At 68.3% G+C, this 24,530-nt stretch carries 24 protein-coding genes; 7 read left to right on the forward strand and 17 right to left on the reverse strand.

Annotated elements, in window-relative coordinates; all coding sequences use genetic code 11:
• Positions 1-7: 7 nt before the first annotated feature.
• The 6 genes from PRN20_RS05395 to PRN20_RS05420 form a co-directional block, all read right to left on the reverse strand.
• The gene (locus tag PRN20_RS05395; protein WP_273956054.1) at positions 8-583 is read right to left on the reverse strand and encodes a TetR/AcrR family transcriptional regulator; all 576 of its coding nucleotides are present in this window, start codon (positions 581-583) and stop codon (positions 8-10) included.
• Between the two features lie 142 nt (positions 584-725).
• On the reverse strand, positions 726-1,646 hold the full coding sequence (locus PRN20_RS05400; protein WP_273956055.1) for a transporter: 921 nt from the start codon (positions 1,644-1,646) through the stop codon (positions 726-728).
• Between the two features lie 205 nt (positions 1,647-1,851).
• Positions 1,852-3,666 carry a phosphogluconate dehydratase gene (edd, locus tag PRN20_RS05405; RefSeq protein WP_273956056.1) on the reverse strand — a complete coding sequence of 605 codons (1,815 nt, stop codon included), beginning with the start codon at positions 3,664-3,666 and terminating at the stop codon, positions 1,852-1,854.
• 33 nt (positions 3,667-3,699) lie between these two features.
• Positions 3,700-4,398 (reverse strand): 6-phosphogluconolactonase, encoded by a 699-nt coding sequence (pgl, locus tag PRN20_RS05410; protein WP_273956058.1) that lies wholly within the window; start codon positions 4,396-4,398, stop codon positions 3,700-3,702.
• On the reverse strand, positions 4,395-5,876 hold the full coding sequence (gene zwf / locus PRN20_RS05415) for a glucose-6-phosphate dehydrogenase (protein WP_273956780.1): 1,482 nt from the start codon (positions 5,874-5,876) through the stop codon (positions 4,395-4,397). Before zwf ends, pgl begins: the two co-directional genes overlap by 4 nt.
• Positions 5,877-5,915: 39 nt before the next feature.
• A complete protein-coding gene (locus PRN20_RS05420) occupies positions 5,916-6,842 on the reverse strand; it encodes a BadF/BadG/BcrA/BcrD ATPase family protein (protein ID WP_273956060.1) in 927 nt (308 codons plus the stop codon).
• A gap of 220 nt (positions 6,843-7,062) precedes the next feature.
• Between PRN20_RS05420 and cobU the strand changes: the two genes are divergently transcribed.
• Positions 7,063-7,629 carry a bifunctional adenosylcobinamide kinase/adenosylcobinamide-phosphate guanylyltransferase gene (gene cobU, locus PRN20_RS05425; protein WP_273956062.1) on the forward strand — a complete coding sequence of 189 codons (567 nt, stop codon included), beginning with the start codon at positions 7,063-7,065 and terminating at the stop codon, positions 7,627-7,629.
• Positions 7,630-7,816: 187 nt separating this feature from the next.
• Here cobU and PRN20_RS05430 read toward each other — a convergent pair whose 3' ends face one another.
• Positions 7,817-8,869: a LacI family DNA-binding transcriptional regulator gene (locus PRN20_RS05430; protein WP_273956064.1), complete on the reverse strand. Its 1,053-nt coding sequence runs from the start codon at positions 8,867-8,869 to the stop codon at positions 7,817-7,819.
• Between the two features lie 150 nt (positions 8,870-9,019).
• Here PRN20_RS05430 and PRN20_RS05435 point away from each other — a divergent pair, with 150 nt between their 5' ends.
• Together PRN20_RS05435 and PRN20_RS05440 are read left to right on the forward strand one after the other, a co-directional pair.
• On the forward strand, positions 9,020-9,400 hold the full coding sequence (locus tag PRN20_RS05435; protein ID WP_273956066.1) for a hypothetical protein: 381 nt from the start codon (positions 9,020-9,022) through the stop codon (positions 9,398-9,400).
• Positions 9,401-9,409: 9 nt separating this feature from the next.
• Entirely contained in the window at positions 9,410-9,718 is a 309-nt protein-coding gene (locus PRN20_RS05440; protein ID WP_273956068.1) for a MoaF-related domain-containing protein, read from the forward strand.
• Here PRN20_RS05440 and cbiB read toward each other — a convergent pair.
• Together cbiB and PRN20_RS05450 are read right to left on the reverse strand one after the other, a co-directional pair.
• Positions 9,715-10,668, reverse strand: coding sequence for an adenosylcobinamide-phosphate synthase CbiB (gene cbiB, locus PRN20_RS05445; RefSeq protein ID WP_273956069.1), 954 nt, complete (start codon positions 10,666-10,668; stop codon positions 9,715-9,717). The genes PRN20_RS05440 and cbiB overlap by 4 nt on opposite strands.
• Positions 10,668-12,119, reverse strand: coding sequence for a cobyric acid synthase (locus PRN20_RS05450; RefSeq protein ID WP_273956071.1), 1,452 nt, complete (start codon positions 12,117-12,119; stop codon positions 10,668-10,670). The genes cbiB and PRN20_RS05450 overlap by 1 nt, the downstream gene beginning before the upstream one ends.
• Before the next feature lie 45 nt (positions 12,120-12,164).
• On the opposite strand from PRN20_RS05450, the gene cobF reads away from it, so the two are divergent.
• Positions 12,165-12,920, forward strand: a complete 756-nt coding sequence (gene cobF / locus PRN20_RS05455) for a precorrin-6A synthase (deacetylating) (RefSeq protein WP_273956073.1) — start codon at positions 12,165-12,167, stop codon at positions 12,918-12,920.
• Between the two features lie 135 nt (positions 12,921-13,055).
• Here cobF and PRN20_RS05460 read toward each other — a convergent pair whose 3' ends face one another.
• Entirely contained in the window at positions 13,056-14,381 is a 1,326-nt protein-coding gene (locus PRN20_RS05460) for a cobyrinate a,c-diamide synthase (RefSeq protein ID WP_273956075.1), read from the reverse strand.
• 77 nt (positions 14,382-14,458) lie between these two features.
• Here PRN20_RS05460 and PRN20_RS05465 point away from each other — a divergent pair, with 77 nt between their 5' ends.
• Complete coding sequence (locus PRN20_RS05465; RefSeq protein ID WP_273956077.1) at positions 14,459-15,184, forward strand: cobalt-precorrin-6A reductase; 726 nt, start codon at positions 14,459-14,461, stop codon at positions 15,182-15,184.
• Between the two features lie 73 nt (positions 15,185-15,257).
• On the opposite strand, the gene cobM is transcribed toward PRN20_RS05465, so the two are convergent.
• Genes cobM through PRN20_RS05500 form a run of 7 tightly spaced genes read right to left on the reverse strand, consistent with a single transcriptional unit; the run spans position 15,258 to position 22,767 of the window.
• A complete protein-coding gene (cobM, locus tag PRN20_RS05470; RefSeq protein WP_273956079.1) occupies positions 15,258-16,040 on the reverse strand; it encodes a precorrin-4 C(11)-methyltransferase in 783 nt (260 codons plus the stop codon).
• Positions 16,037-17,809 carry a cobalamin biosynthesis protein gene (locus PRN20_RS05475; RefSeq protein ID WP_273956082.1) on the reverse strand — a complete coding sequence of 591 codons (1,773 nt, stop codon included), beginning with the start codon at positions 17,807-17,809 and terminating at the stop codon, positions 16,037-16,039. Before PRN20_RS05475 ends, cobM begins: the two co-directional genes overlap by 4 nt.
• Positions 17,806-18,516 carry a precorrin-2 C(20)-methyltransferase gene (gene cobI / locus PRN20_RS05480; protein ID WP_273956084.1) on the reverse strand — a complete coding sequence of 237 codons (711 nt, stop codon included), beginning with the start codon at positions 18,514-18,516 and terminating at the stop codon, positions 17,806-17,808. Before cobI ends, PRN20_RS05475 begins: the two co-directional genes overlap by 4 nt.
• Positions 18,513-19,868 (reverse strand): precorrin-6y C5,15-methyltransferase (decarboxylating) subunit CbiE, encoded by a 1,356-nt coding sequence (gene cbiE, locus PRN20_RS05485; RefSeq protein ID WP_273956086.1) that lies wholly within the window; start codon positions 19,866-19,868, stop codon positions 18,513-18,515. The genes cobI and cbiE overlap by 4 nt, the downstream gene beginning before the upstream one ends.
• The gene (locus PRN20_RS05490; protein WP_273956088.1) at positions 19,869-20,489 is read right to left on the reverse strand and encodes a precorrin-8X methylmutase; all 621 of its coding nucleotides are present in this window, start codon (positions 20,487-20,489) and stop codon (positions 19,869-19,871) included.
• Complete coding sequence (locus PRN20_RS05495) at positions 20,486-21,466, reverse strand: hypothetical protein (protein WP_273956089.1); 981 nt, start codon at positions 21,464-21,466, stop codon at positions 20,486-20,488. The genes PRN20_RS05490 and PRN20_RS05495 overlap by 4 nt, the downstream gene beginning before the upstream one ends.
• A 2-nt stretch (positions 21,467-21,468) precedes the next feature.
• Entirely contained in the window at positions 21,469-22,767 is a 1,299-nt protein-coding gene (locus tag PRN20_RS05500; protein ID WP_273956091.1) for a sirohydrochlorin chelatase, read from the reverse strand.
• 254 nt (positions 22,768-23,021) lie between these two features.
• On the opposite strand from PRN20_RS05500, the gene PRN20_RS05505 reads away from it, so the two are divergent.
• A complete protein-coding gene (locus tag PRN20_RS05505; protein WP_273956092.1) occupies positions 23,022-23,921 on the forward strand; it encodes a cation diffusion facilitator family transporter in 900 nt (299 codons plus the stop codon).
• Positions 23,922-24,065: 144 nt separating this feature from the next.
• Positions 24,066-24,530, forward strand: coding sequence for a hypothetical protein (locus tag PRN20_RS05510; protein ID WP_273956094.1), 465 nt, complete (start codon positions 24,066-24,068; stop codon positions 24,528-24,530).

Here is a 24,530-nt window from a genome sequence, read left to right on the forward strand (position 1 = left end):
GGATGCGTCACGCCACCGGGCGCAGCGCCGCGGCGATGAAGCTCCAGATCTCGTCGGTAAGCGCAGCCGGATCGGGCCGTGGCTCGCGGGTGAGGGCGCCCAGCACGGCCTGCCGGACGGCCCCGATCATCATGGCGATGGTCAGTGCGGCATCGAGGTCCGGCCTCACGATGCCGTCGCGCTGCGCCGCCCGGATCATCCCCTCGCCGTCGGCAAGCTGCCGGCTGGTAAAGGCAGTCTCGACATCGAGCACCTCGGGCGACCGGCTCAGCGCACCAACCACCAGCGGCGCAAACGGATGCGCATAGTGGAACGCCACATAAGCCCCGATCCGCGCCTTCTCCCGCTCGGCCCAGCTGCCCGAAGGCAGCCTGGCATTGGTGAACGCCGCGGCATCCAGCTGCTCGTAGAACGCCTCGACCACCGCCGCGATCAGCCCGCTCTTCGAGCCGAAATGGTGATAGGCGAGCCCCACCGACACCTTCGCCCGCCGCGCCACCGCCTGCATCTCGAGGTGCCCATGCCCCCCGATCAGCTCCGCCTCCGCCGCCCCGATCAGCCGCTCCCGTGTGTTGGTACTCAAGGCAGTCCCCACATCCTGAATTGAATTCAATTCAAACGAGCGCGACGGAAATGTCAAGCGCGCCGGCATCGGCGCTTCGCTGCGACGGTATCAAGGCGTCGACACCGGTCGGAAGGAGGCGAGGGCGTGCCCGGGCCGGCCCCTAGAACAGAAATGCCGTAGCCACCTCGAGGGTGCGTCCCGACGAGTCGGGGATGTTGGATTGCACCAGCTCGCGATAGCTGAGCCTGAGGGAGACCTGGGGGCTGACCACGAGGCCGAGCGTCGCCCCGAGCGAGAATGTCTCGAGCCCGTCGTCCCGCCCGATCCCATCGGTCGAAGTTTCGCCGCCGGTCTCGTAGTAGGCGTCGATGCCCGCCCATAGCCGCAGACCGAAACTGCGGGTGACATGCGCCTCGACCCCGAAGATCGGCTCCTGCCCAGCCACGAGCGCGGGCCCGAACGGGTCCTCGTTGTCACCGAAGAACTGCACCACCGGCCGGACCTCGAAGGTCATCAGGTCCGGATCCAGCATCGAGTCGCCGAGCGTGTAGATCATCGGCAGGCTGGCCTGGATCGACCAGCGGTTGAGGCCGAGGCTCAGCATCCGCCTGGAGTCGTAGTCACCTGTCGGAATGAACAGCTTGCCCTCGGCAACGGCGTGAAACCCGGGCTTGTACATCGCGAACTCGAGGGGGGTGAGCGCCGGCGTGCCCACCAGCCCCACCGTCCCGCCGAGCAGCAGGTCGCCCTGCGCGATGCTCGTGTCGAGGTCGATGGTCCCGGCTGAAGTTCTGAATGCCACGTCGCCGATGGGCAGGCTGGCCAGCAGGAACACCAGGTTGCCGCCGACGTCGAATGCATGGCGAATGCTGGGGGTCACGACGCCGACTTCGAGATCGGTGCCCTGGACGAACCCGCCACCGAAATCGATCGTGCCCCTGCCTTGGAGGACCGTCGTCGTGAGGCTGATGTCGGTCGTGCCCGCGGGGAGCAGGTGATAGGCGCGCGCGCCATCCCAGGCGGACGCGCCGGTGATCATTGATACCGACGCAACTGCTGCAATCACAGTCCTTGTAAGCACCGCACCCTCCCGTTGATCGCCTGTCATAGGCGGTCGCAGCCGGCGCGAAGCACCAGCTTCCCCGCGCGCAGAGTGCCTGTAGATTAAAGTGCGGCCAAGAACTTATCGGATATCGCAAGCGCATTCGTGCGCTGCGTTGCGCGGCGTCCACAGCTGGCCCGCTCCCCGTGCGTGAGCCCGACAGGAGCGGCGGGCGCTCGGCGCCCTAGCCGAAAACGCTCGCGCCGCGATCCGCCGTCCCCACCAGCGCCCGGAACCCCGCGAACAGCTCGCGGCCCATGCCGTAGTGCTCGCGGCGCAGGTCCTCGGTCGCCGGGGTGCGCGAGAAGAACTCCTTCTCGTCACCGATGAACGTCAGCGTGCCCTCGTTGGCGTCGAGCCGGATCAGGTCGCCGTCGCGGATCTTGGCGATGGCGCCGCCGTCCGAAGCCTCCGGCGTCATGTGGATGGCCGCCGGGATCTTGCCCGAGGCGCCCGACATGCGGCCGTCGGTGACGAGCGCGACCTTGTAGCCACGGTCCTGCAGGATGCCGAGCTGCGGCGTCAGCTTGTGCAGCTCTGGCATGCCCACCGATTTCGGCCCCTGGAAGCGCACCACCGCGATCACGTCGCCATTGAGCTCGCCCGCCTTGAACGCGGCCTGCAGCCCTTCCTGGGTGTGGAACACCCGCGCCCGTGCCTCGATCACGCGGTTCTCCGGCTTCACTGCCGAAACCTTGATCACCGACTTGCCCAGGTTCCCCGAGAGCACCTTGAGCCCGCCATTCGCCGAGAATGCGTCCTTGGCCGGCGCCAGCACCTTGGGGTTGCCCGAAACGGCCGGCGAGGGCTCGAAACTGAGCTTCTCCTCGATCAGCTTCGCCTCGACCGTGTAGCCCGAAAGCCCCGCGCCCCAGACGGTCTTGACGTCCTCGTGCAGGTACCCGGCCTCGAGCAGCTCGCGGATCAGGAACCCCATCCCGCCCGCGGCGTGGAAGTGGTTCACGTCGGCAATGCCGTTGGGGTAGACGCGCGCCAGCAGCGGCACGGCGGCCGAAAGATCGGACATGTCCTCCCACGTCACCTTGAGGCCCGCGGCCGCCGCGATGGCGACGAGGTGCATCGTGTGGTTGGTCGAGCCGCCCGTCGCGAGCAGGCCCACCATGCCGTTGACGATCGCCTTCTCGTCGACCACGTGGCCGATCGGCGTGTAGTCGTTGCCCTCGGCGGTGAGCGACAGCGCGCGCTTCGTCGCCTCGCGCGTCAGCGCCTCGCGCAGCGGCGTGTTCGGGTTGACGAAGCTCGCCCCCGGCAGATGCAGGCCCATGATCTCCATGAGCATCTGGTTCGAATTGGCCGTGCCGTAGAACGTGCAGGTGCCCGGCGAGTGATAGGACTTCGCCTCGCTCTCGAGCAGCTCGGCCCGTCCCACCTTGCCCTCGGCATAGAGCTGGCGGACCTTGGCCTTCTCGTCGTTCGAGATGCCGGTCGGCATCGGCCCCGCCGGCACGAACACCGCCGGCAGGTGCCCGAAGGTCAGCGCCCCGATCATCAGGCCGGGCACGATCTTGTCGCAGATGCCCAGGTACACCGCCGCATCGAACATGTTGTGGCTGAGCGCGATCGCCGTCGACATGGCGATCACGTCGCGGCTGAACAGGCTCAGGTCCATGCCCGGCTGGCCCTGGGTGACGCCGTCGCACATCGCCGGCACGCCGCCCGCCACCTGCGCCGTCGCGCCGATCGAGCGCGCCGCATCCTTGATGATCTCGGGATAGGTCTCGTAGGGCTGATGCGCGCTCAGCATGTCGTTGTACGAGGTGACGATGCCGAGGTTCAGCGCCTTCGAGCCGGCAAGCTTGGCCTTGTCCGAAGGCGAGCACGCCGCAAAGCCGTGCGCCAGGTTCCCGCAGGCGAGCGCCGCGCGATGCACGCCCTGTATGCGCGCGCCCTCGATGCGGTCGAGATACTCGCGGCGCGACCCTGCGCTCCGCGCCGCAATGCGGTCGGTGACTTCCTGAACGGCTTTGACGACGGACATATTATGCTCCTTGGGGGAGCGCCCTGACTGTTCTCAGGGGCTCCAGAAGATAGTCAGCGGTGTCTGGCTTTGCCGGAGGACGGAGCGGATCGGCATGTCCTCGACAGGACCGTCGCCCGCGGCTTTCTCCAGCGTTGCCAGCTTCTCCTCCCCCTCGATATGCAGATAGAGCCCCGCGGCGTCGAGCAGGCGCCCCAGGACCAGCGTCACCCGGGGTTCTCCCGCCCCGGGCGCCCGGATCGCCATGGCCGGCCCCTCGCCAGTCAGGGCCTCGGCGAGCGTGTCGCCGCCGGGAAAGAACGAAGCCGTGTGCCCGTCATTGCCCATGCCGAGGATCACCGCGTCGAACGGTGTCGGCAGCGCGTCGATCGCTGCATTGGTGCGGGCGATGCCGGCATCGTCCGGCTCGTCGCCCCCAGCATAGAGCGGCACGAAATGCGCCGAGGCCGCCGGCCCCTGCAGCAGCTTCTCGTTGACGAGGCCCGCGTTGGAGCGCGACGAAGTTTCCGGCACCCAGCGCTCGTCCACCAGCGTCACCGTCACCCGGCTCCAGTCGATGTCCTTGCGCCGCCCCAGCACCTGGAAGAAGCGGCCCGGCGTCGAGCCGCCCGAAACCGCGAGCACCGCGTGCCCGCGCGCCTCGATGCCGTCATTGAGGTGCTCGGCCACCGCCTCGGCCAGCGCGACGGCGAGATCTTCCTTCGTCCCGAAGCTGCGGCGCGTCGCGATCAATGTCCGTCCTCGTGCCACGTGCGGCCATCGCGCTCGATCAGCGCAATGGCGCCGGTCGGGCCCCACGTGCCGGCCGTATAGCTCTGCGGCGCATCGGTGGCGGCGTCCCAGGCCTCGCGGATCGGGTCCACCCAGCGCCATGCGGCCTCGAGCTCGTCGCGGCGCATGAACAGCGTCTGCTGGCCACGGATCACGTCGAGCAGCAGCCGCTCATAGGCTTCCGGCGTGCGCTCGGAGAAAGCCTCGGCGAAGCTGAGGTTCAGCGGCACTTCGCGCAGGCGCATGCCGCCCGGGCCGGGGTCCTTGATCATCAGGAACAGCTTCACGCCCTCGTCGGGCTGGATGCGGATCACCAGCCGGTTCGGCTTGGGCGCGCCCTCGGCATGATCGAAGATCGAGTGCGGGATCGGGCGGAACTGGATGACGATTTCCGATGCCCGGGTCTGCAGGCGCTTGCCGGTGCGGATGTAGAAGGGGACGCCCGACCAGCGCCAGTTCTCGATCTCGGCCTTGATGGCAACGAAGGTCTCGGTGCGCGAGCCCTTCTTGTCCTCGGGCAGCTCGTCCTGGTAGCTCGCCACCGCCGAGCCGTCGACGCTGCCGCCGCGATACTGGCCGCGCACCGTGACGCGCGCCACGTCGCCGTTGGCGATCGGCTTCAGCGAGCGCAGCACCTTCAGCTTTTCGTCGCGCAGCGCATCGGCGTCGTCCGAGGCCGGCGGTTCCATCGCAACGAGGCAGAGCAGCTGGATGATGTGGTTCTGCACCATGTCGCGCAGCGCACCGGACTCGTCGTAGTAGCCGCGCGTGCCGGCCCCGACGCTCTCGGCCACCGTGATCTGCACGTGGTCGATATGGGCCGAATTCCAGATCGGCTCGAACAGGATGTTGGCAAAGCGCAGCGCCAGGAGGTTCTGCACCGTCTCTTTGCCGAGATAGTGGTCGATCCGGTAGACCTGATCTTCCTTGAAGATCCTCGACACTTCGTCGTTGATCGCGATCGAGGACGCGAGGTCGTGGCCGAGCGGCTTCTCGATGACGACGCGCGCATCGCGCCGATAGTAGCCCTTCTTGAGGATGTACTCGCAGGTCGGCCCGAACAGGTCGGGCGCGATGGCGAGGTAGAAGGCCCGGACAATCTTCGGGTCGTCGCGCAGCTTGTCGCCGAGGTCCGCCCACTTGCTCTCGTCGGTCACGTCGTTCGAGACATAGCTGAAGATGCCGACGAAGCGCTCGATCGTCTTCTTGTCGAGATACGAGGGCTCGACGAACGCCTCGATCGACTCGCGGGCGATCTTGCGGAACTCCTCGTCGCTCAGCTTGGAGCGCGACACGCCGATGATGCGGCTCTGCTCGTCGAACTGGCCGTCCTTGAACCGATGGTAGAGCGCCGGGATCAGCTTGCGCTTCGTCAGGTCGCCCGTAGCGCCGAATACCACGTAGTCGAACGGCGGGACCGGGATGATGCGGCTGGACACGGGCTTGAGGCTCCTGTCGTGGTAGGTCATGGCAACTACTCAGGCAAAGTTCTGCTTGGCGAGGATCACCGCGCCGTGCAGGGGTTCCGAGACGGGCCGGACGATGAAATCGCCGTACCGCTCGATCATCAGCGGATAGAGGCGGGTTCCGAAACCACCCACTGCCGCCATGCGAGTGACGCCGCGCGCCTTGAACCAGCGCACGTAGTTGTCGATGTAGCCGAGCTCGATTTCCATCAGCTCCTTGGCCACTGCGTCGCCCTTTTCGTAATACTCGAAAAACAGCGGGATCAGGGCGCCGAACTCGGCCGGGGCGCGACCCAGCAGCGTCGAGGGGGCGCCGTTTCCAGCCGGCAGGGGCCCACGCGGGTCCTGCGGGAACGACCAGTCCATCACGGCGTCGATCGAGCCGCCGAGCTTGTCGACCACCGCCTGGGTGAGTTCGGAGCCCGGGACGAGCCCGTCGTCGGCTTCCACCGCGCGGCGCACGAGTTCGCGGCCGAGGATGGCGCCGCTCATCTGGTCGCCGATCTGGAAGCCCCAGCCGCCGGCCTGATGGCGCTTTCCGTCGACCATGGCGAGGGCGGCCGAGCCGGTGCCGACGATGATCACCGCGCCGTCTTCGCCGCCATGGGCGCCGGCGCGGGCAATGTCGATATCGTCATAGACCTTCACGCCGGCGAACGGCCAGGGGCGCTTCTCGAAGGCCTCGCGCGCCGAAGGCAGCCGGCCCCCTGCCATGCCGAAGCAGGCATAGGTGTTGGCGGCCTCCGAATAATCGATTCCGGCCTTGGCGAACGCTTCCTTGCTCCCCTCCATGATCGACCGGTAGGCCGGCTCGCCGGCCTCGATCTGCAGGTTGGAACGACCGCCGGCCGCATCGGCCAGCGTATTGAGGTTCTCGTCGGCAAGTCGGATCCGGCAGTTGGTGCCACCACCGTCCACCCCGAGATAGTACCTAGGCACCGAACGCGCTCTCCAGGAATATGGGTTGGCGACCCAGGTAGCCCCCCGAGTCCGGCGCGGACCATAATGCCAAAGGGTTTCAGACGAAAGTAGAATAAGCGACCTATTGCGCCGGGAAAGCTCGCTTGCTGCATGGCTCGCATGCATGTGGCGTCCGGCGCAAGGGATCGAAAGCGTCCGGCTGGGCATTTTGATCGCAGATCAAGGCGGAGAGGCAACCATGGGTCACGTACTGGTGTTGGGCGGCGCGCGCTCGGGCAAGACCGGGTTGTCGGAACGCATCGCCATGCGTGCGGGCAAGCGCCCGGCCTATCTCGCGACGGCCGAGGCTCTCGACGACGAGATGGCCGAGCGGGTCCGCCTGCACCGGCAACAGCGCGGGCCCGGGTTCGCCACCATCGAGGAGCCGCTGCAGCTGAGCGCTGCCCTCCTGACCGCGGCCCGGCAGCACGACGCCATCCTCGTCGACTGCCTGACGCTCTGGATCACCAACATGATCGTCGCCAACCGGAACGTCGCCGGCGCCGTCGACGAGTTGATCGCCACGCTCGGGCAGATCACCGACAGCAAGGTGATCCTCGTCTCCAACGAGGTCGGCCTCGGCATCGTCCCCGACAACGCCATGGCCCGCATGTTCCGCGACCTCGCCGGCTCCGCCCACCAACGCATCGCCGAGATCTGCGACGACGTCTACTTCGTCGTCGCCGGCCTCCCCATGGTCCTCAAGGGCAGCCCCCCGGACGCCAGCGACGCCCCGGCATCGAAATCCGGCATGCACGAGGCCTGACCGGGCAGGGCAGGGCGCGCGTCACCGGCAGCTCCCCCAGCGTCCCCTCGCCCCTCTGGGGAGAGGGCCAGGGTGAGGGGCGCCAAGCCCCCTGACCTCCCAGTCGTCATCCCCTCAGTCTTCATCCCCGGGCTTGACCCGGGGACCCATCTCTCCCCCCGCACCGAGGCCAGTGGCGCACGCCCCCTCACCCCCGCGGCGGCGCCGTCGACGCCCTGACCACCAGTTCCACCGGAATCGTCCGCCGCTCCATCGGCAGGTCGCCGAAGATCATCCGCGCCGCGACCCGCCCCTTCTCCACCGTGTCCTGCCGTATCGTGGTGAGCGGCGGATCGAGCGAGGCCGAGATCGCCACGTCGTCGAAGCCGATCACCGAGAGGTCCTGCGGCACGCGGATGCCTCGCTTCGCCGCCTCTTCGAGGATGGCCTTGGCATTGCGATCCGACATGGCGAGGACCGCCGTCGCGTCCCCCATGTTGTCCAGCAGCAGCTTTGCTCCCGCCTCGGCCCAGGGCGAGGGCGGATGCGACTCGACCATCGGCACCGCGTCGATGTCGATGCCTGCCGCCCCCAGCGCCTCGGCATATCCGGCGAGCTTCTCGCGATCGAGCGGGAACCCGCTCAGCGCCCGCTTCCCCTGACCGGGCGGGTGCCAGATCGGCTCCACCGGCTGGCGCCGCACCGCCATGATGGCGAAGCGCCGGTGCCCGAGCGCCAGCAGGTGCACCACCTGCTTCCGCGCGCCCGCCCGCCCGTCGACCAGGGCCGAGCCGACGCCCGGCCCGCCCTCCACGTCGATCATCGCGAACGGCACCGCCCGCTGCCGCCCTTTCACCATCGCGATCTCGTCCGTCTGTCCCAGCACGAACCCGTCGACCAGCGCGTTCTTGATCGCCCATTCCTTGCGGTCGTGGGCGCCGGACACGACGACAAGGCTCGCCCCGTGCTCGTCGCAGACCTCGGCGACGCCGAGGAGTAGGGCGCTGAGATAGGGGCTGCCGATGGTGAACGACACCGACATGTCGCCGGCCGGCAGCACGCCGATGGCATTGGCCTTGCCGCCCATCAGCAGCCGTCCGACCGGGTCAGGCCCCGAAAAGCCGAGCTCGCGCGCCACACGCTCGACATGCTCGCGCACCTCGGCCCTGACGATGTCGGGCCGGTTGAACACATTCGAGGCGGTGCCCAGCGACACCCCGGCAGCGCGGGCGACATCGGACAGGCGGACAGATTTGTTCATAGGCAGTCCTTGAAGCGCTTCATTATCTGCTTGACGATCGCAATATCTCTGCGCTATCACGATAATGAAGCGCTTCAAAACAAATTCTGAGGGGAATTTGAGCGCTTCAACTGATATCTGCCCACGCGGGCGGTTGAGCAGGAGGGACTAATGACGATCGCCATGGACGTTAGCGATCCCGAGACCTGGGATCCCAAGCTTGATGCCGTCGCGGCAGCGCCGGAAAACCACAAGGTCCTCTACGAGGACGACAACATCCGCGTCGTCTCGGTCAGCATCGAACCCGGTGCCATCGAGAAACCCCACCACCATCGCTGGCCGTCGGTCTTCGTCATCGACAGGATGGTGAAGAAGGCACGCGACTTCGACGCCGCCGGCAACCAGATCCCGCTACCGGTGCCGACCGAGTTCGAGCCGCCGCTGATCGCCAAGATGCCGCCGCAGCCCATCCACTACGTGGCCAACGACGACACCTACGCCTTCCACGGCACCCGCATCGAGTTCAAGCGCGGCTACGCCGGCGAACTCTAGGAGGAAGCAATGTCAGTTGAGACTCTTGCCGGAAACACCTTCGATCTCGACCTTGGCGCCTTCGTTCCCCGCCTGAGCTACCTGAGCGCCAGCCAGGCCCGCCTCTATCTGGAACTCGGGCCGCACGTGATCGACGAAATCGTCGACGTCGAGATCGTGCCGGTCCGGCCCGATGTCTTCGTCGTCAGCTGGACCGAGGCCAGCGGCAACTACATCGTGCAGGTGCAGGATCACGAACTTGGCGTCGTGCACAACCGCGCCCGGCTCGCCGATGGCCAACGGCTCTCGCTGGTCGGAACCATCCGGCCGGTGAACTAGCCCAGCCACCACAGCATGGCGGCGACCACCAGAGTCGCCGCCAGCGTCAGGTTGAGCGTCGCCCGGTAGAGCCCGAGCGCGCGCTCGATATCGGCAGGGCCGAGGTCGGCGCGACCGGCGCCGAAGCTCGGCAGGTCGACCACTTCGCCGGCATAGCTGCGAGGACCGCCCAACGTGTAACCCAGCGCGCCGGCGAAGGCGGCCTCCGGCCAGCCCGCATTGGGCGAGTCGTGCTTGTGCGCATCGCGCCGCGCGGTAGCCCAGGCGGCAGCCGGGGCCGCTCCCCTGACGAAGAACGCCGCGCCCGCAACCAGCAGCGCCGTCAGCCGCGCCGGGACGAGGTTCACGAGGTCGTCGAACTTCGCCGCCGCCCAGCCGAACGCGAGATGGCGCTCCGTCTTGTGCCCGATCATCGAGTCGGCCGTGTTCGCCGCCTTGTAGAGCGCGATGCCTGGTAGCCCGAGCAGCACCAGCCAGAACAGTGGTGCCACCACTCCGTCCGAGCTCGACTCGGCAAGGCTCTCGACCGCCGCCCGCGCCACCCCGGCCTCATCCAGCACTTGAGGATCGCGCCCCACGATATGGCTGACCGTCGTCCGTCCCTCCGCCAGTGACCGCCTGAGCCCCGCCGCCACCGCCGCCACCGCATCGCCCAGCGACTTCTGCGCAATCAGCGTCGACGCCAGCACCGCCTCGACCAGAAACCCGAACGGCAGCATCCGGCAAAGCCACGCCACGGCCACCGAAACCACCCCCGTCACCCCGAGCAGCAAGACCAGCGCCGCCACGCCCTTGCCCCGCCGACCCGCTCCGCCATTGAGCCCCTTGTCGAGCTGCGCAATCAGCGCGCCCATCCACATTACCGGATGCCCGATGCGCCGAACCAGCCAGTCCGGATAACCAACGAGCCGCTCGAACACGAGCGCGATCGGCGCAACCAGTGCCCCCATCAGCGCGCCAACTCCAGCAGCATATCGAGGTCGAGAGACCGCTCCAGATGCGCCGCCAACCCATCGAGCGTCGCCTCGATCACCTGCTCGTACCGAAGGTCCGACCCCTCCGCCGCCGCGCCGAGAAAAGCCCGCCGGAACCCGTCGGCGGCAAACAGCCCGTGCAGATACGTGCCCATCACCAGCCCATCCGGGCTGATCGCCCCATCGGCTTCGTTCCCCACCCGCGCGAACGGTCGCGCCAGCCCCGGCCCGGATGTGACCCCCATATGCATATGATAGCCCGCAAGCTCGTCCCCGGTCAGCGCCGACACCGCGTGCTCCGCCCTGAGTTCCTTTCGCGGTCCCAGCACCGTCGCCACATCGAGCAGCCCCAGCCCCGCCGAAATCCCCGGCACCCCTTCGATCCCCTCCGGATCGGAAACCAGCGTCCCCAGCATCTGGTACCCGCCGCAGATCCCGAGCACCCGCGTCCCCGTCCGATGCTGCGCGAGAATGTCGATATCCCAGCCCTCCTGCCGCAGCGCCGCGAGATCGCTCCGGGTCGCCTTCGACCCCGGCAGGATGATCAGCTCGGCCGGCGGCACCGGCCGCCCCGGCTCGACGATCTCGACGCTGACCCCGGGCTCTAGCCGCAGCGGATCGAGGTCGTCGAAATTGGCGATCCGCGGCAGTCGCGGCACGACGATCCGATATTCGCCCGTGCCCGTCACCCACACTCCCTCGAGCGCCAGCACATCCTCCGCCGGCAACCGGCCCGCATCCGCGAAATACGGCACCGGCCCGAGGCACGGCACACCCGTCCGCTCGGCGATGTACCGCCGCCCGTCCTCGAACAGCGCCGGGTCCCCCTGGAACTTGTTCACCAGCGTCGCAACGATCCGCGCCGCGTCGTCCGGCGCCACCACCGCGAACGTCCCCACCAGCGCCGCGATCACCCCGCCGCGCTGGATATCGCCGATCAGTACCACCGGCAGGTCCGCCGCCTCGGCAAAGCCGAAATTGGCGATGTCGTGGGCGCGCAGGTTGACCTCCGACGCGCTGCCCGCGCCCTCGACCAGCACGAGATCGTTGTCCGCCGCGAGTTCGGCATGCGCCGCCAGCACCTGCGGCATCAGCTCGCCGCGCCGCGCCCAGTATTCCCGCGCCGGCATCGAGCCGACGCGCTGGCCGCGCACCACGACCTGCGCGCCGCTTTCCTGCTCCGGCTTCAGCAGCACCGGGTTCATCGCCGTCACCGGCTCCCGCCGCGCCGCCCGCGCCTGCAGCGCCTGCGCCCGCCCGATCTCGCCGCCATCGGCGGTCACGGCCGCGTTGTTCGACATGTTCTGCGGCTTGAACGGCGCGACGCGCAGCCCCCGGTTGGCATAGGCGCGCGCCAGTCCCGCCACCAGCAGCGACTTGCCGACATCGGAGCCAGTGCCCATGAACATGATCGATTTGGCGGTCATGCCGAGGTTCTAGCCGCTCGGGTGCCGATCCGATAGGGAAGAGATATGCGCACCATCCTCGTCATCGGCATCGGCGCCGGCAACCCGGATTACCTCACCGTGCAGGCCATCCGCGCCATGAACCGGGCCGAGGTTTTCTTCATGCCCGACAAGGGCGAAGAGAAGTCCGGCCTCAACGCCATCCGCCTCGCCATGCTCGCGCAGTTCGTCGAAAAGCCTCAGTATCGCCTCGTCGATTTCGCCATCCCCTCGCGCCGCCGCGCCGAAACGCCGGACTATCGCGAGAGCGTCGAGGAATGGCGCGACAAGCTCGAGATCGCCTACCGCCGGATGTTCGCCGAGCTGCCCGATGGCGGCACCGGCGCCTTCCTCGTCTGGGGCGATCCGACCCTCTATGACGGCACGCTCCGCATCCTCAAGGACATGCAGTCGGCCGGCTGGGATCTCGCCATCGAAGTCATCCCCGGCATCAGCGCCCCCCAGGCGCTCGCCGCGCAGCATCAGGTCACCCTCAACCGCGTCGGCGAGGCGGTCACCATCACCACCGGCCGCCGCGTCGGCGAAGGCGAGGCCGATGCGCTGTCGAGCGCCGTCGTCATGCTCGACAACCACCAGGCCTTCCGCCGCTTCGAAGACGCCGAAATCTTCTGGGGCGCCTATCTCGGCACCGCCGACGAAATCCTCGTCGCCGGCCGCATCGCCGATGTCGCCGCCGAAATCGACGAAAAGCGCCGCCAGGCCCAGTCCCGCAACGGCTGGATCATGGACACCTACATGATCCGCAAGCCCGAGAAGAGCTAGCCCGGCGCACCCAGCCCCTCACCCTGACCCTCTCCCCAGAGGAGAGAGGGGACGTAGGACCACCGGCCGTGCCACACCGCCCCCTCGCCCCTCTGGGGAGAGGGCCGGGGTGAGGGGCAGCCCCACGCGCCGCCGCTACCCCACATCAATCACATGGGCATACGAGCCCATCACCCGCCCCTCGACCAACCCCATCGGTGGCAGCTCTTCCCCCAGCGCATCCGTCGCCATAAACAGCGGCGTCCCGTGCGTCCGGCGCGCGCTCGAATAGTGGAACTCGTGCCCGTTGAGCCGGCCGGCAAAGGGCAGGGGGCTCGCATGCGCCAGCCGCCGGTAGCCCAGCACGCGCTTCGGCCGGTCGATCCGCGTCTCATGCGGCAACAGGCCCGACATGCGGTGCGTCACGCCCGCCTTGTCCGTCAGCCCGGCCCCCAGCACCATGAACCCGCCGCACTCGCCGTAAACCAGTGCGCCCCGCTCCGCCGCCGCCCGCAGGCCGGCCATGAAGCTCCCCGCCGCCGCAAGGCGCCCCGCATGCAGCTCGGGATACCCCCCCGGCAGGAACACTGCATCCGCCATCGCATCCGGCGCCTCGTCCAGGAGCGGCGAGAAGAAGCTCAGCTGTGCCCCCGCCCGGCGCCAGTCCGTCACCCAATGCGGATAGAGAAACGCAAACGCCTCATCCCGCGCAATCGCCACCCGCTGCCCCAACGGCCGCAGCCCCCCTCCCCCTTGAGGGGAGGGGCCGGGGGAGGGGGTCGTGCGGCGGGTCTCGGACGTGGAAGCAAGTGGCGCGGACAACGCCAGCAGCCGGTTGAGGTCGACATAATCCTCCACCGCCTCCGCTGCTTCCGCCACCACCGCGTCGAACCGGGCCACCTCGTCGGGCAGCACCAGCCCCAGGTGACGCTCCGGCAGCACCAGTCCCTCGCGCCGCGGCAGCACGCCGAGCAGCGGCACGTCCACCGCAGTCAGCGCCGCCCTCAGCATGGCCTCATGCCGCGTCGACGCGGCACGGTTGACGATGACCCCCGCCACCGTCACGCCCTTCCGCCAGGTGGCAAAGCCATGCACCAGCGCCGCGATCGATTGGCTCTGCCGCTCCGCATCGACCACGAGGATCACTGGCAGCCCCAGCGTCTCGGCGAGGTCCCCCGTCGATCCGCGCCCGTCCGCCGCCCCGTCGAAGAGGCCCATCACCCCTTCGACCACCAGCACGTCTGCCTGCGCCGCATGGTCGGCGGCCAGCGCCCGCAGCCGTTCCGGCGCCATCGCCCAGGGGTCGAGATTGACCGACTCACGTCCCGCCGCACGCGCGAGGATGCTCGTGTCGATATAGTCCGGCCCGGTCTTGGCCGGCGCGGCGGCAATTCCCCTCCGGCGGAGCGCCGCCAGAATACCCAGCGTTATCGTGGTCTTGCCCGAACCCGAGCGTGGCGCTGCGACGACCAGTCCGTTCATCTTCGTACACAACAATTGTACTGCAAATTCCGTGCTGTAGCGCCTATACTGGTGCCATTGGGGAATGCAGTCTGACGATGAAGATATTGATCCTTGGCGGGACCGAAGAAGCGCGGCTCCTCGCTGCGCATCTGGTCAAAATGGGGCACGAAGTCACCACCTCGCTTGCCGGCAGGACGAGCGATCCGCTCCTGCCTGTCGGCAGCACGCGCGTCGGCGGTTTCGGCGGTGGCGATGGGCTGGGCAACTACGTGCTGCAGGAGCATTTCGATCGAATGATCGATGCGACGCACCCCTATGCCGCCGAGATCAAGAAGCACGCCGTCCGCGCCGCCGAGCTGGCGGGGCTCCGTCTCGTCCGCCTCACCCGGCCGGCCTGGAACGAGCCGCAATATGCCTTCTGGAAGCACGTTGCCAATTCCGAGGAAGCTGCCGCTGCCCTCCCGCGCGGCGCGCGTGCGCTTCTCACCGTCGGCCACGCCGACCTCGAGACCTATCTCGCCCGCACCGATTGCAGCTTCGTCGTGCGCTCGATCGAGCCGCCCAGCCGCAACCTGCCGGTAAATGCCACGGCGCTCGTCTCGCGCCCGCCCTATTTCTTCAACGGCGAGTTCACGCTGCTGCAGGAGCAGGGGATCACCCATCTCATCTGCAAGAATTCCGGCGGCGCCCAGACCGAGGCCAAGCTCCAGGCCGCCCTGCGCCTGCGCCTCCCGGTCTTCATGATCGCCCGCCCCCAGTTGCCCCCGGCCCACGAGGTCCCCACCGTCGGCCAGGCTATCGCCGCGCTGAAGCTGGGATAAGTGGATGCGGTCGTGATCCTCCCCTGCGCAGCGGGGGAGGGGGACCACCCGAAGGGTGGTGGAGGGGGCGACCCTATCCACCCGTCCTCGCCTTCTTCTTCCCCGCATTGCGCAGCACATGCGCAAAGTCCTGGTCGTAGAGCCGCGACTCCTTGAACCGCGTCTCGCCCAGCACCCGCCCCACGAGGATCAACGCCGTGCGGGTGATCTTCTCTTCCCGCACCCGCGCCTTCATCTCGCTCAGCGTCGTGTGGATCACCTCTTCGTCCGGCCACGTCGCCCGGTAGATGATCACCACCGGACAGTCCGCGCCGTAATGCGGCGTCAGCGCCGTCTCGACATAGCCAAGGTTGCGGATCGACAGGTGGATGCAGAGCGTCGCCTTGGACTGCCCAAGAATTTCGAGGCTCTCCGACTCCGGCATCGCCGAAGCCTTGCCCGAGGTCCGCGTCAGGATGATCGTCTGCGAAATCTCCGGCAGCGTCAGTTCTGCCGCGAGCCGCGCCGCTGCCCCGGCAAAGGCCGGCACGCCCGGCACGACCTCGTAGGGAATGCCCAGCGCGTCGAGCCGCCGCATCTGCTCGGCCACCGCGCCATAGATCGACGGATCGCCCGAATGCACGCGCGCGACATCCTTGCCTTCAGCATGCGCTTTGTTGATGTCGTCAATGATCTCGTCGAGATGCATCGGCGCCGTGTCCTTGACCAGCGCACCCTCGGGGGCCGACGCGACGATCTCGGCCGGCACCAGCGAGCCGGCATAGAGGCACACCTCGCATCTCTCGATGAGGCGCTGGCCGCGCACCGTGATCAGGTCCGGCGCGCCCGGTCCGGCGCCGATGAAGTAGACGGTCATTTCGAAGTCTCTATGCTCTTTGCCGCGTAGCCGCGCGGCGTGTAGGCCACCGTCCCGCTGCCGCGCTCGAACGCGCGCGACGTGCTCGACCCGATCATCACGATGGTCAGCATGTCGATCTCGGTCGGATCGAACGCCCCCAGTTCGACCACGCGCACCCGCTCGGTCGGCCGCCCCAGGTTCGAGCCGATGATCACCGGCGTCGTCGGCGGGCGATGCTCGAGGAACACGCGCTTGGCCTCCTCGATCAGGTCGGTGCGGCGCTGCGAGCGCGGATTGTAGAGCGCGGTGACGAAGTCGGCCCGCGCCGCCCCGTCGAGGCGCTTCACGATATCGGCGCGCGGCGTCAGGAGGTCGCTCAGCGAGATGCAGCAGAAGTCATGCCCGATCAGCGCCCCCGCCGCGGCCGAAGCCGCCTGGAAGGCCGAGACACCCGGATGCGTCTCGACATTCACCCGCCGCGCCACGTCCGACACGGCGCGCGACCCGGTCGCCTCCAGCAGCTCATAGGCCAGCGCCGCCATGGCGTAGATCTGCGCATCGCCCGAGCAGACCAGCGACACGACCTTGCCCTCCGCCGCGAGCTCGAGCGCATAGCGCACCCGCGCCTCTTCCTCGCCCAGGTCGTAGCGGTGTTCGTTCTGCCCGTGCCGGAGGTCGGCGATGAAATCGAGATAGAGCCCATACCCGACCCAGTCCGTGCTGGCCTCGAGCGCCGCGATCGACGCGCCGGTGCGCGAAATCGCCTCCCCCGGCCCGATGCCGACGAGGTGCAGCAGCCCCGGCCGATGACCGAAGCTCGCGGCATCGATAGGTCGCTGCGCCTTGCCGATGGCGCAGGTCGCCCGCGCCGACTTGAGCTTGTCGACCACCAGCGGTCCCGCCTTCAGCGCCGCCGCTTCCGACACGCTCGGCGTTCCCACGGTGTCCTCGACATAGGCGGATGGCTGCTTCAGCCGGTAGCGCTCCTGCGCCAGCTCGGCCGCCGTGAACAGCCGCAGCGGCACCTTGAAATGCGCCGCCGCCTCCAGCAGCGCCGGCTCGTCCGCCTTGATGTCGATCGAGGCGATGGCCGCGAGACTCTGCGGCGCGAGGTTCTGCTGCGCCAGCGCGAATTCGATGAGCCCGATCACCTCGGCCGCTCCCGCGCCTCGCTCGCACCCGACCCCGGCGACCAGCGTCGCCGGATGATAGACGATGCCCCGGTCGACTCTGAGCTTCTGCTCGGTCACCACCACCTTCACCGCCCCCATCGACGAGACGGGATAGCCCGCCTCCTCGAGGAACGGCGCATGGCCTTCGATCTGCAGCTTGGCGCCTGAGAGCAGCGCCATCATCGCCGGCTTGGCGTCCTGCGGCGTCCCCAGCGTCCAGCCCTGCGGCGGCTCGTCGAGGCTGTGCGCGAACCTGCTGTCCGACGCCGTGGTGATCGCCGCGCGCCCGCCGAGCGCTTCGGCGATCTCGCGCGCCAGCCGGTTGGCCCCGTGATGTCCGCCGAGCAGCGGCACCACCGAGCTGCCGTCCTGCGATACCGCCAGCACCGGCGGTTCCTTCTGCTTGTTCTCGAGGCTGGCCGCCAGCAGCCGGATCAGGATGCCCGCCGCGCACACGCCAACGATCGTCCGCCCCTCGGCAAACAGCCGCTGCAGCAGCTTCAGCGCATCCGTTCCGCCCGTGCCGCAGGAGAAGATCTCGCCGCCCGTTGCTCCGGCGATGCGCGTGGCCGTCTCGAGCCCGCTCTCGCCGAAGATGATGATTGCAGCACTCACGTCCGGCCCCAGGCTTCGTCTCCGCGGTAGCAGAGGATGGTCGAAAAATACGGCCGTTCGTCATGCGCGAAATCGCTCAGCCGCGTGATGCGCTGCCTGGTGCTCGTCGCATGCTCGATCACCACCGCACCCTCGGCGTGGCCGGTTTCGGCCAGCACCTGCCGCACGCGGTCGAAATGCCGCCCCACCTTGATGATCGCCGCCGCCTGCGTCGCGTCGAGCTCGGCCCTCAGCGTCGCATCGTCGAGCGGCGCCGGCAGCACCTTCAGCATCTCGTTGCGCGCCGCCAGCGGCCGCCCGATCGCCGCGGCCGCCGCCGTCAGCGACGTCACGCCCGGGATCACCACCACCGGCGCCCGCGCACCCACCCGCGTCACGAGATACATCGCCGAGCCGTAGAACAGCGGATCGCCCTCGCACAGCCAGGCAACATCACGCCCCGCCTCGAGATGGCCGATTATCCGCTCCGCCGCCCCGTCATAAGCCGCCTGCGCCGGTCCCCGCTCCACTGTCATCGGAATGGCCACCGGCAGCCGCTCGGCCCCGGCATGGATGTGCGGCGCAGCGATCTCGAGCGCCAGCGCCGAATCCTCGCCCGTCGTGGGATAGGCCACCACCGGCACGCTGCCGAGCAGCCGCACCGCCTTCAGCGTCAGCAGCTCCGGATCCCCGGGACCAACGCCGACAAGATGGAGCGTCCCCGTCATGGGGTCACCACGAGGCCATGCACGGCCTTGGTCACCACCCATTGCGTCACCGCCATGCGCGGCTTGAACGCCCGGTGCCCGCCCACCCGGTCGAGCGCCGAGACCTCGATCCGGGTCAGTTCTCCGCCCAGCTGCAGGTGCCGCGAATAGAGCGCGTGCTCGGCATCGAGCGTCACCGCATTGGCGACCAGCCGCCCGCCCGGCTTCAGCGCGCTCCAGCACGCATCGAACAGGTCGTCATTGCCGACGTCGCCGCCCATGAAGATCGCATCCGGCGGCAACCGCCGCCCGAACGTCCCCGGCGCCTCGCCCGCCTCGATCTCGAGCTGCGGCACGCCCAGCGCCGCCGCGTTCGCCGCAATCATCTGCACCCGGTCGCCCGCACGTTCGAAGGCCACGGCCCTGGCGTCGCGCGCTGCCCGCATCCACTCGATGGCGACCGACCCCGATCCCGCCCCCACGTCCCACAGCAGCGCGCCGGGGAAGGGCGCCAGCTTTGCCAGCGTCGCCGCCCGCACCTCGCGCTTGGTGATCTGCCCGTCATTGATGAAGCTCTCGTCAGGCAGCCCCGGCACCGGCGGCAGCAGCGGCGCCGTGAAATCCGGCACGCAGTCGATCGCCAGCACGTAGAAGTCCTCGACCTCCCGGCTGCCGAACTCGTCGGCCTCGCCGCTGGTGATCCGCTCCTCGGGCGAACCGAGGTTTTCGAGCGTCGTCACCATGCTCCGCCCGTAGCCGCGGTCGATCATGAGCTCGATGGCAAGGTCCACCGTCGAATGGTCGGCCGTCAGCGCGAGGATCCGGTTCCCCGGCAACAGGTGCGAATGCAGCGCCTCCACCGGCCGCGCATGCAGCGAGATTGCCGCCACCGATTGCAGCGGCCAGCGCATCCGCGCCGCCGCGAGCTGGAAGGCCGAGGGGTGCGGATGGATCACGAACTCGCTCGGCAGGAGGTAGCGCGTCAGCGTCGCGCCGATCCCGAACCACATCGGGTCGCCCGAAGCGAGGATCACCGTCGGCGTGTCGCGCAGCGCCAGCACCTGCTCCACCATGTTGTCGAGCGGTGGTTCCCACTCGACCAGCGTGCGCCCGTCGGCATAGGTCGCCGACGGCGAATGGTCCGGCTCCTCGCCGGCCAGTGCCCGCGCCACCGCCTCGAAGCTGCTGCGCGTCACGAATTCGGGGTTGAACAGGTCGGCGGTCGCGTTTGGCCGCGCCACCGGCTCGAGATCGGCGAGAAAGCGCGGCGGCCCCACCACCGTATCGGCGTAGTTGAGCAGCAGCTTGAGCGAGGCCGGCAGCTCGCTGGGCCCCCGCTCGCCAACTCCGATGATGTGCAGCCAGGCGGTCATCTAGGTCTTGCTCATGGCATTGAAGGCGGCGCTGGCAATCGCCGAGCCGCCCCGGCGCCCGCGCACCGTCACAAAGGGAATAGAAAGCCGGTCGGTCGCCAGCAAGGCCTTGCTCTCCGCCGCCCCCACGAAACCGACCGGCGCCGCAACGATTGCTGCCGGCCGTGGCCCGCCTGCCTCGATCAGTTCGATCAGGTGGAACAGCGCCGTCGGCGCATTGCCGATCAGGACGATCGCCCCCTCGAGCCGCGGCCGCCAAAGCTCCACTGCCGCGGCCGACCGAGTCGTTCCGAGCGATCTGGCGAGATCGGGCACTCCCGGATCGTTCAGCGTCAGCACGAGCTCAGTCGTCTCCGGCAGGAAGCGCCGGATCACCCCCGAGCGCACCATCTCGCAATCGCAGAACACCGGCGCCCCGGCAGCGAGCGCACCTCGCGTGGCCGCAACCACGCCCTCGTCACCCACCACGTCCGCAGCGAGGTCCACCATCCCGCACGCATGGATCATCCGGATCGCCACCGGATGCAGAGCCGCCGGCAGGTGCGACAGGTCCGCCTCCGCTTCGATGGTGGCAAAGCTCTGCGCATAGATCGCGTCGGGGTCGCGCAGATACGCGGTCATGCCGCCGCCCTCCACTCGGCCAGCATCGCCTCATGCCCGGCCCCCGCAATCCAACCCTCCTCGCCAAGGATCACCGCCCGATCCTCCGCGTCGAGGACCACCGGCGCCTCCGATCCTCCCCCGTTCACGGTTGAGGGGGATCGGCGAAGCCGGTGGAGGGGGCGGCCCCCCGCGCCATCTTCCGGCAGGCTGAGAAACACCCCAAGCAATCCATCGCGATCGAGCGCCGCATAGCGCGAAGTGCACATCTCCACCTGCGCGCGATCCCGCGGCAGCCCGTCGGCCTCCGTCACCGGAAACAGCGATGGATAGATCTCGACCATCGTCACCGGCCGGCCGAAATCCTCGGCGAACCCCGTCTCGAACGGCCACACCGCGATCCGATCGGCGAACCGCGGGTCCGTCCGCAGCGCATGCAGTCGCGCAATGCCCAGCAGGGTCTGGCTGCCCACCGATCCGGCGCCAACCAGTTTCCACACTGGCTGCGCACTGCGCACGAAGCGCTCCGCCATCCGCCGCTCTGGCAGCTCGGCATAGGCCGTGGCCGGCCGGCGCGGCCCCAGTGCCGTGTAGCTGTGCTGGTGCGGATGCCCCCAGAAATGCGGTCCGTCCTCAAGCGTGGCGTTGATCCGCTCCGCCAGCGCGAACCGGTTGGAGCGGTTGTCGGCTTGGTCGCTCACCGCCGCGCCGAAGAACCGCCACAACGCGTCCCAGCCCGGCGCACCGGCAATCGCCGCCGCCGCGCCCTTGGGATAACCGAACACGAAATCGAAGCCGATCATCGTCCGCTCGCCACGCCCGAGCGCGCTTTCCAGCCGCCGCCCGATGCTGGCCATCGCGGCATGGCGCGTCGGGGCGTTCTCGCTCGCAGTCCGTCCCTCCGGCCCAAGCTCGCCGATCCAGATCGAATCGCGGCCGAGCCGCGGCGCGTTGGCCGCCGACCAGTCCACCGCGATGTAGCGATCGAACAACGGCATGCTCAGCGGTCCTGATCCTCGCGTGCCAGCCGTCCCGGCACCTTGGGCAGCGTCACCGGCCCCAGCGGATGGTCGGCATGAGGGTAGGGGTGGTGATGGTGGTCCGCATCGTCGTGGTGGTGATGCGCACCATCGCCGTGGTGGTGGCCGTGATCCTCGGGGTAGCCATGGTCATGGCTCATCCCGAGCCGGATCGCCGGTACCGCCGGGTTGGCGAGCAAGGCATGCCGTGCCGGCGCATGGCTATGCGGAGGCGTGTGCGGATGATGGTGGTGACCATGCCCATGGTCATGGTCGTGCCCGTGGTCATGCGTGTGCAGCGGCGTCCACGGCAGTCCATGCTTCAGGCAGAACGCCTCGTCGCGGCATGAGGAATCGCAGTCGCCCTTGCACGGGCAGTTCTCGAGCCCGCCGCCGATGCCTTCCACATGGTGGTGGTGGCTCTCCTGCTTCAGGCCGACCTCCGCCTCGAAACCGAGCACCTGCTCGCGATACTTGCACATCGCGCAGTTCATCAGGTTCTGTCCCACCAGCATCTCCTGGATGCGGTCGAGGAAGGTGTCGATCACCAGCGGGTGGTCGTTGAGATAGGGCGCGTTGATGAACTCGATCCCGGGATACTTCGCCGCGGCCTCGTTGGCCGCGTCGTAAATGCGCTTCACCAGCACCCCGGTGAACAGGAAATAGGGGAACACGATGATGCGCCGGTAGCCCAGCCGCACCGCATGGTCGAGCGCCGGCGTCACCAGCGGGAAGGTCACGCCCGAATAGGCGACCTCGCCCCAGCCGAAGCCCATCCCCTCCCACAAGAGGCGCATCACCTTGGCGACGTTGGAATTGGCATCGGGGTCCGACGCACCGCGCCCCACCACCATCAGCAGCGTCTCGTGCCGCGGCACCGCCGTCGGCGCTGCTGCGATCGCCTCTTCGATGCGGTCCCCCGCGGCGCGCAGCATCTTGAGGTCGACCCCGAGCTCGCGCCCATAGGTGATGTCGACGCCCTTGGCCGCGGCATAGGTGTTGAGCACCGAGGGGATGTCGTTCTTGGCGTGCCCGGCCGCGAACAGCATGCCCGGCACCGCGAGCACGCGATCGACGCCCTGTTCGCGCAGCCTGTCGAGGCCCTGGTGGATCACCGGATTGGCGAACTCGAGATAGCCGTACTCCACCGGCACGCCCGGCAGCCGTTCACGCAGCCGCTCCGACAGCACCGCGAACTCGCCGACGGCAAGCTGGTTGCGACTGCCATGGCCGCAGAGCATCACGCCGGTCCGTTCCGGCAGGATCAGGGATTTTTCCATTCTCGCCTCTGTTATGCACAAGAGGCAGAGTTCGCTTATTCGACCAATCAGCAGCCCCGGAATTGGTCCCCGAATTGGGTCGACCGCACCGGGCGTGAGTTGCAGTCCGTCAAGGAACGCTGCGCTATCAAGGGGTTGTAGAGAGGGGCCCGGTGGGGGTCAAACGATTCCCGCCCCCGATGCCAACGCTTCTGAAAATCACTTGCAAATACAGGTGATTGTCAGCCTCCTGCCGTCGGTCTATGGCCCCGTGGATGAGCAAATCGAGCAATATCGCGATCCGCATCGCCTATGGCAGCCTCGCCGTCGGCATCCTCGTGCTGGCCCTCAAGGGCTTCGCCGCCTGGGCCACCGGTTCGATCGCGCTCTTTTCCGATGCGCTCGAAAGCGTGGTCAACCTCGTCACCGCCATCGTTGCACTGGTGGCGGTCCGCCTCGCCGCCCGCCCCGCCGATGCGGCATTGCCCTATGGCTACCACAAGGCCGAGTACTTCTCGGCCGTCGTCATCGGCGTCTTCATCGCCCTCGCGGCGCTGCTCATTTTCCGCGAGGCCTATATCGGCTTCTTCGCCCCCCGCGACTTCCGGCTCGATCCGCTCGGCATCACCGTGAGCATCGTCGCTACCGCCATCAATGCCGCCTGGGCCTGGCAGTTGATCCGCCTCGGCCGCCGCGAGCACTCGCCGGCGCTGCACGCCGACGGCCGGCATCTGGCAACCGATGTGGTTTCAACCCTGGGCGTGCTGATCGGCGTACTTCTGGCCGCGGCGACCGGCTATCGCCAGCTCGATGCCATCCTCGCGGCCCTCGTCGGCCTCACCATCCTCTGGTCGGGCTGGGAGCTCGTGAAGCAGAGCGTGATCGGCCTGATGGACGTCGCCGTCGAGCCCAAGGTCATGACCCAGATCCGCGAGATCATCTCGGCCAATGCCGAAGGCGCCATCGAGGCCCACGACATCCGCACCCGCCAGGCCGGCCAGATGGTGTTCATCGATTTCCACCTGGTCGTTCCCGGCACGATGAGCGTCGATGCCGCCCACGCCATCTGCGACGCCATCGAGCTCAAGCTCAAGCAAGCCGTTGAGCGCGCCCAGATCACCATCCACGTCGAACCCGAGAACAAGGCCAAGCACTCCGGCATCGTGGTGGTCTGAAACCCACCCCCGGACCTCCGGAAGATTTAGCTGGAACATGCCTGGCACATGGCGCTGCCGCGAGGGCATGTTCCGGCACTGTTCCAGTGCAGTTTGTCCCCCTTGGGAGTTGCGGCGCAATCCATGCCGGGCGATCCTTCCTGCATGCGCACCCTGATCATCGCCGCCCTGATACTGCTCACACCCCTGTCCGCCCTGGCCGGTGACTGGGCTCGCTACGAGAATGGTCGCTTCGCCTATGGCATTGATGTGCCAGCCGGATTCACCTGGGGACGCGAGACCGACAACGGCGACGGCCGCACCTTCCGCGACGGCGCCACACGCCTCGCCGTCTGGGGCGCCAACCATGGCGAGGACAGCTTCGAGAGCGCCGCCTACGCCGCCATCGGCCTCGCCGGCGGCGACGGCTGGCAGATCACCTACGAAGCAGTAACCCCGAGCTGGGCCAGCTTCTCCGGCACCCAGGGCAAGCGCGTCCTCTACCAGCGCATGGTCGCGCTCTGCGATGGCCAATATGCCGCCTTCCGGCTCGAATACCCGGCCACCGACCTCGCCCGCCTCGACCCGGTCGTCGACCACATGGTGCGCTCTCTCACCGGCAGCTGCTGA

It is taken from the genome of Devosia sp. ZB163 (assembly GCF_028613635.1).
Taxonomy (GTDB): Bacteria; Pseudomonadota; Alphaproteobacteria; order Rhizobiales; family Devosiaceae; genus Devosia_A.